At 63.9% G+C, this 12716-nt stretch carries 13 protein-coding genes; 6 read left to right on the forward strand and 7 right to left on the reverse strand.

Features of this window, described 5'->3' with window-relative positions:
- Positions 1-89: 89 nt before the first annotated feature.
- Positions 90-1418 (reverse strand): DUF445 domain-containing protein, encoded by a 1329-nt coding sequence (locus AC4ELH_RS18865; protein WP_463805287.1) that lies wholly within the window; start codon positions 1416-1418, stop codon positions 90-92.
- Between the two features lie 106 nt (positions 1419-1524).
- On the opposite strand from AC4ELH_RS18865, the gene AC4ELH_RS18870 reads away from it, so the two are divergent.
- The 3 genes from AC4ELH_RS18870 (at position 1525) to AC4ELH_RS18880 (ending at position 3655) form a co-directional block, all read left to right on the forward strand.
- Positions 1525-2229: a TetR/AcrR family transcriptional regulator gene (locus AC4ELH_RS18870; RefSeq protein ID WP_055110487.1), complete on the forward strand. Its 705-nt coding sequence runs from the start codon at positions 1525-1527 to the stop codon at positions 2227-2229.
- Between the two features lie 4 nt (positions 2230-2233).
- A complete protein-coding gene (locus tag AC4ELH_RS18875) occupies positions 2234-3100 on the forward strand; it encodes a polyphosphate kinase 2 family protein (RefSeq protein ID WP_498885917.1) in 867 nt (288 codons plus the stop codon).
- A gap of 123 nt (positions 3101-3223) precedes the next feature.
- Positions 3224-3655, forward strand: coding sequence for a hypothetical protein (locus AC4ELH_RS18880; RefSeq protein WP_498885919.1), 432 nt, complete (start codon positions 3224-3226; stop codon positions 3653-3655).
- Positions 3656-3667: 12 nt separating this feature from the next.
- Here AC4ELH_RS18880 and AC4ELH_RS18885 read toward each other — a convergent pair whose 3' ends face one another.
- The 4 genes from AC4ELH_RS18885 to AC4ELH_RS18900 all read right to left on the reverse strand — a co-directional run bounded on the left by AC4ELH_RS18885 (position 3668) and on the right by AC4ELH_RS18900 (position 8146).
- Positions 3668-4543 carry a cyclopropane mycolic acid synthase family methyltransferase gene (locus AC4ELH_RS18885; protein WP_055110489.1) on the reverse strand — a complete coding sequence of 292 codons (876 nt, stop codon included), beginning with the start codon at positions 4541-4543 and terminating at the stop codon, positions 3668-3670.
- A gap of 150 nt (positions 4544-4693) precedes the next feature.
- Complete coding sequence (locus tag AC4ELH_RS18890; RefSeq protein WP_082963269.1) at positions 4694-5554, reverse strand: 3-hydroxybutyryl-CoA dehydrogenase; 861 nt, start codon at positions 5552-5554, stop codon at positions 4694-4696.
- 229 nt (positions 5555-5783) lie between these two features.
- Complete coding sequence (gene aceA, locus AC4ELH_RS18895) at positions 5784-7070, reverse strand: isocitrate lyase (RefSeq protein ID WP_055110490.1); 1287 nt, start codon at positions 7068-7070, stop codon at positions 5784-5786.
- Between the two features lie 254 nt (positions 7071-7324).
- Positions 7325-8146: an acyl-ACP thioesterase domain-containing protein gene (locus tag AC4ELH_RS18900; RefSeq protein ID WP_498886223.1), complete on the reverse strand. Its 822-nt coding sequence runs from the start codon at positions 8144-8146 to the stop codon at positions 7325-7327.
- Between the two features lie 131 nt (positions 8147-8277).
- On the opposite strand from AC4ELH_RS18900, the gene ramB reads away from it, so the two are divergent.
- From ramB to AC4ELH_RS18915, 3 genes are read left to right on the forward strand one after another with little or no spacing between them, the layout of a single operon-like run.
- Positions 8278-9693 (forward strand): acetate metabolism transcriptional regulator RamB, encoded by a 1416-nt coding sequence (gene ramB / locus AC4ELH_RS18905; RefSeq protein ID WP_064957099.1) that lies wholly within the window; start codon positions 8278-8280, stop codon positions 9691-9693.
- A 46-nt stretch (positions 9694-9739) separates the two neighbouring features.
- A complete protein-coding gene (locus AC4ELH_RS18910; protein WP_498885923.1) occupies positions 9740-10360 on the forward strand; it encodes a hypothetical protein in 621 nt (206 codons plus the stop codon).
- A gap of 29 nt (positions 10361-10389) precedes the next feature.
- The gene (locus tag AC4ELH_RS18915) at positions 10390-10941 is read left to right on the forward strand and encodes a carboxymuconolactone decarboxylase family protein (RefSeq protein ID WP_064882221.1); all 552 of its coding nucleotides are present in this window, start codon (positions 10390-10392) and stop codon (positions 10939-10941) included.
- An 88-nt stretch (positions 10942-11029) separates the two neighbouring features.
- Here AC4ELH_RS18915 and AC4ELH_RS18920 read toward each other — a convergent pair whose 3' ends face one another.
- Both AC4ELH_RS18920 and lpdA read right to left on the reverse strand, forming a co-directional pair.
- On the reverse strand, positions 11030-11299 hold the full coding sequence (locus tag AC4ELH_RS18920) for a hypothetical protein (RefSeq protein WP_064882219.1): 270 nt from the start codon (positions 11297-11299) through the stop codon (positions 11030-11032).
- Positions 11296-12690 (reverse strand): dihydrolipoyl dehydrogenase, encoded by a 1395-nt coding sequence (gene lpdA / locus AC4ELH_RS18925; protein ID WP_498885925.1) that lies wholly within the window; start codon positions 12688-12690, stop codon positions 11296-11298. Before lpdA ends, AC4ELH_RS18920 begins: the two co-directional genes overlap by 4 nt.
- Positions 12691-12716: the final 26 nt, after the last annotated feature.

Raw genomic sequence — 12716 nt, forward strand, 5'->3', positions numbered from 1 at the left:
GTCATTCCCCTCGTAGGCCGTGTATCCGTTAACGACAAAATTCACGCTACGACGGGGTGCTAACTTTTGCAAGCACTAGTTAGCGCAGGTCAGAAGAGTAGTTGGGCTACCGAATAGATGATCAGGCCCGCCAGCGATCCCACCACCGTGCCGTTGATCCGGATAAATTGCAGGTCACGGCCCACATGCAGTTCGATCCGGCGGCTCGCCTCGTCGGCGTCCCAGCGTTCGATGGTCTCGGTGATGATTGCTGTGATCTCGGTCCCATACTCCGCGACCAGGTGTTTCGCCCCTCGGATGATCCAGCTGTCGACTTTGTCGCGTAGCTCGGCGTCGTCACGCAGCGACTCCCCGATGCGCATCACCGAGTCGGCGATCCGGGTGCGCAGCGCCGAGGACGGGTCGTCCACCGACTCCAGGATGATCCGCTTGGCCGCCGCCCACGCGCTCTCGGCCGCCCGCGTCACCTCGTCGCGGCCCATGATCTGTTCCTTGACGTTCTCGGCGCGCTGAATCGTCGCCTCGTCGTTCTGCAGATCGTCGGCGAACTCGAACAGGAACCGGGTCGCCGAGCGGCGCAGCTCGTGGTCTGGGTTGCGCCGCACCTTGTCGGTGAAGTCCATGAGCTCCCGGTGGATCCGCTCCCCGACCAGGTGGTCCACCCAGCGGGGCGACCACGTGGGCGAATCCCGCTCGATCACCCGCTCGATCACCTCACCGGAGTTCAGCGACCATTGGAACGCCCGGTCGCACAACAGCTGGATCAGTGCTTCCTGGCGCCCCTCCTGCAGCAGCGTGGACAGCACCCGGCCGATCGGTGGTCCCCATTTGGGCTCGGCGATGCGCTTGACGATCATCCGGTCCAACACGTGCTGGACGTCCTCGTCGCGCAGCATCTCGACCCCGACCCGCAGCACGGTCGACGCCTCGGCGGCCACCCGCTCGGCATGCGGACGGTCGGACAGCCACTTACCCAGCCGGCCCGCGACCTGGGCGTCGTGAAGTTTGGTGGCGATCACCTCGGGAGACATGAAGTTCTCCCGCACGAACGTGCCCAGACCCTCCCCCAGCTGGTCCTTCTTGCGCTTGATGATGGCCGTGTGCGGGATGGGCAGGCCCAACGGATGCTTGAACAGCGCGGTCACCGCGAACCAGTCGGCCAGCGCGCCGACCATGCCCGCCTCGGCCGCGGCCCGGAGATAACCGACCCAGCCGGCCGCGCCCCGCGACTGCGCCCAGGTGCACAGGAGGAAGATCACCGTGGCGCCGACCAGGAAGCTCAGCGCTACCAGCTTCATCCTCCGCAAACCCCGTAGGCGTTCGGCGTCGGCAGCGCTGTCCGCACCGGCCAGCGTTTCGGCAAAACTTTGCCGCGGGCCCGCATTCACGCGGACTCCGGCGTCGGTTCGATGTGCCACCTTTCCATCTTGCGCTATCGCCGCGACTGACGGCCTGACCCTCAAGCCGGTAACCGCAGATTCGCCGTAGTATCAAGTGGAACTAGGGAATGGGACTACTGCGACAGTGGCACAGCAGACTCCGCCGGTGACGGTGAAGACCGATGGACGCAAACGGCGCTGGCACCAACACAAGGTGGAGCGGCGCAATGAGCTGGTAGACGGCACCCTCGAAGCGATCCGGCGCCAGGGCAGCAACGTCAGCATGGACGAGATCGCCGCTGAGATCGGCGTTTCCAAGACGGTGCTGTACCGCTACTTCGTCGACAAGAACGACCTCACCACCGCGGTGATGATGCGGTTCGCCCAGACCACCCTGATCCCCAACATGGCTGCCGCCCTGTCCTCGAATCTCGATGGATTCGATCTGACCCGCGAGATCATCAAGGTCTACGTGGAAACCGTTGCCGCCGAGCCCGAGATCTATCCGTTCGTGATGGCCAACAACTCGGCCAGCAAGAGCAAGGCCGTCGCCGATTCCGAGCAGATCATCGCGCGCATGCTCGCCGTCATGCTGCGCCGCCGCATGGCCTCGGTCGGCATGGACACCCGTGGCGCCGAGGCGTGGGCGTTCCACACCGTCGGCGGGGTCCAGCTGGCCACCCACTCCTGGATGTCGAACCCGCGGATGACCGCCGATGAACTGATCGACTACCTGACCATGCTGTCGTGGAACGCGCTGTGCGGCATCGTCGAAGTCGGCGGCTCGCTGGAGAAGTTCAACTCACTGCCACATCCATCACCGGTTTTGCCGCCACAACTGCTTGACTGATCGGGTGAGCGACAGAGATCTGCCTGCCCTGTGGACCCACGAACCACATGACCAGCTGGCTTTCCGCCCCGGCGACGAGGTCGCCCGCATCGACGCCAACAGCACGCCGGGATTCCGCGGGAACAAGAGCGATGCGCCCACCCTGCAGACTGAACGCAACATGCGCTTCGCCTCGCTGCAAGAAATGCTCTACGCCCGCAGCAAGAGTGGTGACGACAACCGCTCGGTGCTGCTGATCCTGCAGGGCATGGACACCGCAGGCAAGGGCGGGATCGTCAAACATGTTGTGGGAGCGGCAAATCCGCAGGGCATCCGCTATACCAGTTTTGGTAAGCCCACCGAGGAGGAGCGTGCCCACCACTACCTGTGGCGGATCCGCAACGCGCTCCCGCCTGCCGGGCACATCGGGGTGTTCGACCGCTCGCACTACGAGGACGTGCTGATCGTCCGCGTGCACAACCTGGTGCCGCCGGACGTCTGGGGCACCCGCTACGACGAGATCAACGCCTTCGAACGCGAATTGGTCGATGCCGGCACCACCCTGGTCAAGGTGGCCATGTTCGTCTCACTCGCCGAGCAGAAGGAGCGGCTGGCCGAGCGGCTCGAACGGCCCGACAAGTACTGGAAGTACAACCCGGCCGACATCGACGAGCGGCTGCTCTGGCCCAAATATCAGGAGGCCTATCAGGCCATGCTGGAGAAGACGTCCACCGATTACGCGCCCTGGCACATCGTGCCGTGCGACAAGAAGTGGTACAGCCGGCTGGCCATCACCGAACTGCTCATTGAGGCACTCAAGGGCCTCAACATGTCGTGGCCGCCTGCGGACTTCGACGTCGAGACTGAGAAGAAGCGGTTGGCTGAGGCCTGAGTTTCTTTCGCCTGGCCTGGCTATGTGCACCCCACGTCCAATATCCGTGGGGCAGATCATCGTAGGCAGCGAGGCGATGGCGGCGGGTCCCCCACCCGCCAGACATTGCGGTCCAAATATGTGATGCTGCACCAGAATGTCTATGCGCCAACAGGTTTGCTGCTGACCGCGCATGCCCGTGCGATGGCCGCGTGGCTGTGGTCGGGCCGCAACGCCACGCTTGCCGGATATTCCGCCGCGGCAGTACTGGGCAGCAAATGGCTCCCCGACGACGCGCCGGCCGAACTGGCCCGCATCCGCCAGCCCTCGCCGCCCTGGATCCTGATCCACACCGGCGTGATCGCCGCCGACGAGCTTCACCTACTACGACATCGGCCGACTGGAATTCCTGGCGTCACGCGGATGGACGATCGTGCGGGTCAGCGCCCGTCAACTGCGGTGCCGGCAGCTCGAGATCGTCGCTCGGGTGCACAACGCCTTAAAGCACTCACGCCGAAACTACGGGTTGTGACGGATTCCAAGCGAAATCCATCAGGAACCGTAGTTTCGGCGTGAGAAGAAAGCGAACTACTTGACCAGCGTGAACTGGCCGATGTTGGTGATGCCGCGACGGAAGAAGTCGGCGCAACCGGTCAGGTACTTCATGAACCGGTCGTACACTTCCTGACCCTGCAGGGCGATGGCCTCGTCCTTCTTGGCCTCCAGGTTGGCCGCCCACATGTCCAGCGTGCGCGCGTAGTGCGGCCGCAGCAGGTGGATGCGCTCCAGCTTGAAGCCCGAGTCGTCGGCGAGCTTCTCGATGTCCTCGACCGCAGGCAGCTGCCCACCGGGGAAGATCTCCTCACCGATGAACTTCATGAACTTCAGGTCGCTGATCGTCAGCTTGATGTTGTTCTCACGGAAGAACTGCTGGGTGTGCGCCAGGATCGTGTGCAGCAGCATGCGGCCGCCGTTGTCCGGCAGGATGCTGTAGGCCCGCTCGAAGAAGATCGGGTAACGCTCCTGCTTGAAGGCCTCGAACGCGCCGATCGAGACGATGCGGTCGACGGGCTCGTTGAACTCTTCCCAGCCCTGCAACCGGATCTCGACGTTGCGGTTGGTGTCGATCTTGGCCAGCCGCTTGCGGGCGTAGTCCGACTGTTCCTTGCTCAGCGTGATCCCGATGACGTTGACGTCGTGGTTGATCAGCGCCCGCTCAAGGCAACCGCCCCACCCGCAGCCGATGTCCAGCAGGGTCATACCCGGCTTGAGGTCGAGCTTGCCCAGCGCGAGATCGAACTTGGCGTTCTGCGATTCCTCGAGGTTCATGTCCTCGCGCTCGTAGTAACCGCAGGTGTAGCCCATGGTCGGCCCGAGGAAGAGAGCATAGAACTCATTCGAGATGTCGTAGATCGACTGCGACTCCTCGTAGTACGGAGCAAGATCGGACTCGACGTTAGACATGCGAAAAATTACCTCTTTGCGTTTCTGCTGCTGACGACCAATGGTTTAGGGGCCGACACTGTTTTACATGCAGACTCTATAGAGCGAGCCAGCAGGCCCTACCATGGGTAGACTAGCTAAGCCTCGGCCATAGTGCCAGCGCGGTCTTTCTCAGTACTTGTAGAAGCCCTGGCCCGATTTTTTGCCCAGCTGTCCCGCCTCCACCATGCGCAACAGCAGCGGCGGCGCGGCGTACAAAGGCTCTTTGAACTCGTCAAACATCTTGTCGGCGATGAGCTTGAGGGTGTCCAATCCGACCAGATCGGACAGGCGCAGCGGCCCCATCGGGTGGGACAACCCGGCCACCACTGCCTTGTCGACATCGTCAATTGTGGCAAAGCCACCCTCGACCATCCGGACCGCCGCCAGGAGGTACGGCACCAGCAACGCGTTGACGACGAAACCGGACCGGTCCGAACAACGGACAACCTGTTTTCCGAGAACCGTGCTGGCGAAGTCTTCGACGCGCGCGGCGGCGGCCTCGTCGGTTGTCAGGGCGGTGATCAATTCGACCAGCGGCAACACCGGAACCGGGTTGAAGAAGTGCAGGCCGAGAACCCTGGCAGGATTCTGGGTAGCTGCTGCGAGTTTCATGATCGGGATGCTGGAGGTGTTCGAGGCCAGCACTGCATCGGGGTCGGTGACGATGCGATCCAGGTCGGCGAAGATCTTGGTCTTGACGGCCTCGTCCTCGATCACGGCCTCGATGACCAGCTGACGATCGGCCAGATCGGCGAGCGTGGTGGTGAACTTCAGCTTGCCCAGCGCGGCGTCCTTCTCCCCCTCGGTGATCTTGCCCGCACTGACTCCGCGCTCGAGGGACTTGGTGATCCGGTTGCGTCCGGCGGTCACGAAGGCGTCGGCGGTGTCGAACACCAGCACGTCCACGCCCGCGCGCGCGGACACCTCGGCGATCCCGCCACCCATCTGGCCGGCACCGATCACACCTACACGTTCAATTTGATTGCTCACGACTTCACTTTCTCAATACGCAGACATGCGACAGGCCCCGCCCAAGAATTCTGAGCGGGGCCTGCTGCTGTCAAGCCACTGGGTTTAGTGCCTCAGGCTCGTCGGTTCCACTTCGCAAGCTCAGTGGCTCCGGTTGTTCGGTTCCACTTTCGCAAGCTCAGTGGCTCCGGCTGTTCGGTTCCACTTCGCAAGCTCAGTGGCTCCGGCTGTTCGGTTCCACTTCGCAAGCTCAGTGGAACTGACCCTCTTCGGTGGAACCGGCCAGCGCGGTGGTCGAGCTGTTCGGGTCAACCGTGGTGGCGATGCGGTCGAAGTAGCCGGCGCCAACCTCACGCTGGTGCTTGGTGGCGGTGTAACCGCGCTCCTCGGCGGCGAACTCGCGCTCCTGCAGCTCGACGTAGGCCTTCATCTGCTCGCGGGCGTAGCCGTGGGCCAGATCGAACATCGAGTAGTTGAGGGCGTGGAAGCCGGCCAGCGTGATGAACTGGAACTTGAAGCCCATCGCGCCCAGCTCGCGCTGGAACTTGGCGATGGTGTCGTCGTCCAGGTGCTGCTTCCAGTTGAAGGACGGCGAGCAGTTGTAGGACAGCATCTGGTCCGGGAACTCGCTCTTGACGCCCTCGGCGAACTTCTTGGCCAGCTCCAGGTCCGGGGTGCCGGTCTCCATCCAGATCAGGTCCGCGTACGGCGCGTAGGCCTTGGCGCGGGCGATGCACGGCTCCAGGCCGTTCTGCACCCGGTAGAAGCCCTCGTTGGTGCGCTCACCGGTGATGAACGGGCGGTCGCGCTCGTCCACATCGGAGGTGATCAGGGTGGCCGCCTCGGCGTCGGTGCGCGCGATGACCAGGGTGGGCACGTCGGCGACGTCGGCAGCGAGGCGGGCCGAGGTCAGGGTGCGGATGTGCTGCTGGGTGGGGATCAGCACCTTGCCACCGAGGTGGCCGCACTTCTTCTCCGAGGCCAGCTGGTCTTCCCAGTGCGAACCGGCGACACCGGCGGCGATCATGGCCTTCTGGAGCTCGTAGACGTTGAGCGCACCACCGAAGCCGGCCTCACCGTCGGCGACGATCGGGGCGAGCCAGTTCTCGACCGAGGTGTCGCCCTCGACCTTGGCGATCTGGTCGGCACGCATCAGAGCGTTGTTGATGCGGCGGACGACCTGCGGCACCGAGTTGGCCGGGTAGAGGCTCTGGTCGGGGTAGGTGTGGCCGGACAGGTTGGCGTCACCGGCGACCTGCCACCCGGACAGGTAGATGGCCTTCAGGCCGGCGCGGACCTGCTGCACGGCCTGGTTACCGGTCAGCGCGCCGAGCGCGTTGACGAAGTCCATGTCGTGGAGCTGCTCCCACAGCACCTCGGCGCCGCGGCGGGCAAGGGTGTTCTCCTCGACGACGGTTCCCTGCAGGGCAACCACGTCGGCCGGGGTGTAGGTACGGGTGATGCCCTTCCAGCGGGGGTTGTGATCCCAGTCGTGCTGGATCTGCTCCGGTGACTTGGGGGTGCCCACGGTCGACATAGGACTGCTCCTTCGGTTTGGTTCGACCACCGCGGTTTCTTGCTAACGCCGCAGCAGCTTCACTGGTGTGCTAATCCGAAGATGTCATAACCCATATCCGCAGGTCCACCCGTTTCAGTTGCCAACTTTCGCCAAAGCGCTTAGTTAACTTGCGAAGATTGCGAAGAAATATGATGGCTGTACCGGTTCAGAAGCTACCGACGGGTAGCCCAAAGGCGCAGGTCAGTACGCTCGTACTGTTAAACCGGGAGGGGTCAGAGCGAGAACAGTGAAGCGATCGCTTTTGTCTCGTCGCCGACGGCATATGTGAGCGTTCTAACAGTGCGGTCGGAGAGCTCTTCGCCGAATTTGTCGGTCGAACCGGCGGGGTGAACGTGCGACAGGATCTCGAGTTTCTCGCCGAGCGCCACTGCGGCGTCGTGCTCGATGGTCACCCGCAGCGGCTTCTCCAGCAGCTCGGGATGGGAGTACAGGTAGTCCTCGATCACCGTCCAGTAGACCGAGTTGTTCATGTGATCGAACAGGTCGATGTCGGACACCCGCACCGGATACTCGCGAATTTCGGCCGCATCCTCACGACTGCCGGCCTTCAGGTAGGACTTCCAACGCAGCCGCGCCTCGTCGGTGGTGCGGCGCAGGCCGGACAGGAAGTCGTCGGAGATGCGGGCCGGCCCCTGCGTCTCCCGGTTGATGTTGATCCAGAACGCCTCGGATTCCATGAGGCCGCCCTTGCGGCCGTCGATCCGCACCCGCATCTCGCACCACCGGTTCGACGTTCCGGAACACCACCGCCGCATCCGCAGCATGTCCTGGAACTCGATCGGCTTGATCAGGTCGATCATCGTGCGCCGCACGATCCACAACGGATGGGTCTCCTCGAAGCCGAGTTCGCGGAGATGGTCGGAGCCGATGTCCTGGATGTGCCGGGCGGCGGCGTCGAACCGCAAACGTCCGGCCCGATCGATATCGCCGACCCGCAGCGGCCATTCCCGGTCGAAGACGTCGGGATGGGGATCGGGCACCGGCATCATCACCTTGTTGAGCCCGGTGGTCGAAGTGTGCGCGGTTCCCGTCATGGTCATCTCCCAGTTGCTGTCGCCTGAGCCGATCATGCCAGGCAGCCCGATACTGCCAGTAGAGCCTGAACTGCCAAGGGAGCCAATGACGTCTTCGCAACTGTGTTAATCCGGCGGTAGCCTAGTTCACCGTGGCAAAAACGTTCGTTGGGTCGCGGGTGCGTCAACTGCGGAGCGAGCGTGGATTGAGCCAGGCGGCCCTGGCTCAGATGCTGGAGATCTCCCCCAGCTACCTCAACCAGATCGAGCACGACGTCCGGCCGCTCACCGTGGCGGTGCTGCTCCGCATCACCGAGGTTTTCGGGGTGGACGCGACGTTCTTCGCCTCCCACGACGACACCCGATTGGTCGCGGAAATGCGCGAGGTGGCGATGGACCGCGACCTCGGCGCCGGCATGGATGTCGCCGAAGTCGCCGACATGGTGGCGGCGTATCCGAACTTCGCCCGCGCCATGGTGAACCTGCACCGTCGGTACCGGCTCACCACCACCCAGTTGGCCGCCGCCACCGAAGACCGCTACTCGGACGGCAGCGGCAGCGGGTCGATCACCATGCCACACGAAGAAGTGCGCGACTACTTCTACCAACGGCAGAACTATCTGCACGAGCTCGATACCGCCGCCGAGGATCTGACCGCCAAGATCCGGATGCACCGCGGTGATCTGGCCGGCGAGCTGGCCAACCGGCTGACCACCGAGCACGGGGTCCGGATCGTGCGGCGCATCGATCTGGGCGACACCGTGCTGCACCGTTATGACCCGGCCACCAAGACGCTGGAGATGGGCAATCATCTCTCCCGCGGCCAGCAGGTGTTCAAGATGGCGGCCGAACTGGCCTTCCTCGAGTTCGGCCAACTCATCGACAAGATGGTCGACGAGGGCATGTTCACCAGCGACGAATCCCGCACCCTGGCCCGGCTCGGGCTGGCCAACTACTTCGCCGCGGCGACCGTGCTCCCCTACCGCCAATTCCACGATGTGGCCGAGAATTTCCGCTACGACGTGGAACGCCTGTCGGCGTTCTATTCGGTGAGCTACGAGACCATCGCGCACCGGCTCTCCACGCTGCAGCGTCCGTCGATGCGCGGCGTGCCGTTCTCGTTCGTCCGGGTCGACCGCGCCGGAAACATGTCAAAACGACAGTCCGCCACCGGCTTTCACTTCTCCTCCTCGGGCGGCACCTGCCCGCTGTGGAATGTGTACGAGACCTTCACCAACCCGGGCAAGATCCAGGTGCAGATCGCGCAGATGCCCGACGGCCGCAACTACTTGTGGGTGGCCCGCACCGTGGAGCGCCGCGCCTCGCGCTACGGGCAGCCCGGCAAGACCTTCGCGATCGGGTTGGGATGCGAACTGCGCCATGCCCATCGGCTGGTGTACTCCGAAGGACTGGATCTGTCGGGCGAGGTCGCGACCCCCATCGGGTCGGGTTGCCGGGTGTGCGAACGTGACAACTGCCCGCAACGTGCGTTCCCGGCGCTCGGCAAGGCCCTTGACCTCAACGAGCACCGCTCGACGGTGTCGCCGTATCTGGTGCGTGAGCCGTAGCGAACTGGCGCTCCAGGGGCCCGCGAGCAGCCCATAAGATCTGGGAATGACCGGGGCCCGCTGGCGGCTGAGCGCCGTCGCCGACCGGCGACGGACATTCCTGAAACTCATCGCACCGGCGAGCAAATGGCCTCTTGCGCTTGGGTTGGTCGCATTTGCCGCGGCCGGCCTGACGGCCTGCACCCAACCGGTCTCCGGTACAGCGCGTCCCGCGCCACCACCGCACGTTGTCCCGAACCTGCAGGATTTCTCTTCCGCCGATCCGGAGAGGTTCTATATCCCGCTGCGCGGAGGCCCGGTCTACCGGTTCAGCACGCCGACCGGATTGAGCTGCCAGATCTCTCTCGGCGATATCGGATGCTCGGGCAGGTTCTCGTCGGACTTCTACGGACCCGATGACCGCACCTGCTCCGATGTCTCACAGCTGCGGGTGGGAGCGGTGAATTACGACCGGGGTTTCACAATCGAACGAATCGAGGACGGCTGCGAACCCAGCGCCTATCCACTTCTGGATGTCGGGCAGAAGATCGTCCTTGACTGGAGCCGAAACAACCCGGGGCTCGGCGACAAGATTTGCGCTGTCGGACCGAAACAGCGCATCGCCTGCATCGACGGCTATACGAATCGTGGGTTCGTCATCGAGCCCACCGGTGCCTGGACCTTCTGAGCCGCGCCACCTGTGCCAGACTCGGCGGGGTGAGTGCACTCGAGCCGGCCCGCATCGCGCCGGGCGGATTCCGCGAGCTGGGCCCGGTCAACTGGGCCATCGCCAAACTGGGCGCCAGGGCTATCCGGGCACCGAGGTTCACCCTGATGAACGTGCTTGGCCAGCACAAGCTGCTGTTCCTGGCCTGGCTGCCGTATTCGGGCCTGCTGCTCGGCCCGCTGGGCAAGTTGTCACGTCAGGATGCCGAGCTGGTCATCCTGCGGGTCGGGCATCTGCGGGATTGCGAATACGAGCTGCAGCAGCATCGCCGGCTGGCCCGCAGCCGCGGTGTCGACGCCGAGACTCAGGCCCGCATCTTCGAGGGGCCTGACGCTGAAGGCTTGACCGATCGACAGCGGGTGTTGGTCACTGCGACCGATGAGTTCGTCGTCACCCGGTCGGTCTCCTCCGAGACCTGGGCCGCCCTGTCGAAGCTGATGACCAAGCAGCAGCTCATCGAATTCTGCTTGCTGGCAGCCCAATACGACGGTTTGGCCGCCACGATGACGACGCTGCGAGTCCCGCTGGACTTCCCCGACTAGGCCTACCGATTGCGCCGTTTTCCACATCCGGGTTGTACGCGCCGCCGATCAACAACCCCGTAGTAGAAAACGGCGCGGCACTACAGCACTACAGGTACGTCACGCCCAGCAGCACCAGTGAGAACAACACCGGGGATACCGGCAGAGTCCACAGGAATGCCGCCCAGGTGTGGGATTTCTGCTGGTACTTACGTCGACCGAAGTAGACCCCCGCGGCCCCGCCGATGAAGGACAGGGCCGCGACCAACAGCACCCAGATGTTGACGCGGGAGCCCTCGGTCGCCAATGTGATGGCGGCCAGCCACACAATGTGGCCGACCACCAATCCGGCTATGCCGGCGACGATTTCGTTTCTCAAAAGTTGATCATGTGGCCGGTCAGCCCGTGGAAGCACTCCTGCAGCGCCTCCGACAGGGTCGGGTGGGTGTGCACGTTGCGGGCCAACTCGTTGGCGGTCAGGTCCCACTTCTGCGCCAGGGTCAGCTCCGGCAGCAGTTCGGAGACGTCCGGCCCGATCAGGTGTCCGCCGATCAGTTCGAGGTGCTTCTTGTCGGCGATCAGTTTCACGAAACCGGTCGGGTCCGCCAGGCCGTGCGCCTTGCCGTTGGCGGTGAACGGGAACTTGGCGACGACGACGTCGTAGCCTTCGGCCTTGGCCTGCTCTTCGGTGAGCCCGAAGCTGGCGACCTGCGGCTGGCAGAACGTAGCGCGTGGCATCATCCGGTAGTCGCCCAGCGCGAGAGTCTCTGCGCCGGCGATGGTTTCAGCGGCGACGACGCCCTGGGCCTCTGCCACGTGGGCCAGCTGGAGCTTGCCGGTGACATCGCCGATGGAGTAGATACCGGGCACGTTGGTGCGCATGTAATCGTCGATCGCGATGGCGCCGCGGTCGGTCAGCGCGACACCGGCGGCCTCCAGGCCGAAGCCTTCGACGTTGGGCCCGAATCCGATGGCCTGCAGCACCTTGTCGGCCTTGAGCTCCTCGGTCTTGCCGTCCTTGCTGACGGTCACCGTGACTGTCGAACCGTCGTCGGCAATGCCCTCGACCTTGGTGCCGGTGAGGATCTTCACGCCCAGCTTCTTGTACTGCTTCTCGATCTCCTTGGAGACCTCGGCGTCCTCGTTGGGCAGGGCGCGCGGCAGGAATTCGACGATGGTGACATCGACGCCGTAGTTCTTCAGCACGTAGGCGAATTCCATGCCGATCGCACCGGCGCCGGCGATGATGATCGAGCCCGGCAGCTCGCGCGAGAGGATCTGGGTTTCGTAGGTGACCACGTTCTCGGACAGCGAGGTGCCCGGCACCAGGCGGGTCGACGACCCGGTCGCGATGATCGCGTTGTCGAACGTGAGCTCCTCGGTCCCACCCTCGTTGAGCTTCACCGACATCGACTTGGGGCCGGTGAAGGTGCCGTAGCCGTGGACCTCGGTGATCTTGTTCTTCTTCATCAGGAAGTGCACGCCGGCCACACGGCCGTCGGCGACCTTGCGACTGCGGTCGAAGGCGGCACCGTAATCGAACGTGGCCTCACCGCTGATCCCGAAGGTCTTGGCTTCCTTGTTGAAGATGTGTGCGAGTTCCGCGTTGCGCAGCAACGCTTTGGACGGGATACAGCCGACATTGAGGCACACACCGCCCCAGTACTTGGGCTCGACAATTGCGGTGTTCAGCCCCAGTTGGGCGGCACGAATGGCCGCGACGTATCCACCGGGACCAGCTCCGAGAACGACAACGTCAAAGTGGGTCACGACCCCACCCTAATGGGCGGCGCAAT

This window comes from Mycobacterium shunyiense, from assembly GCF_058270075.1.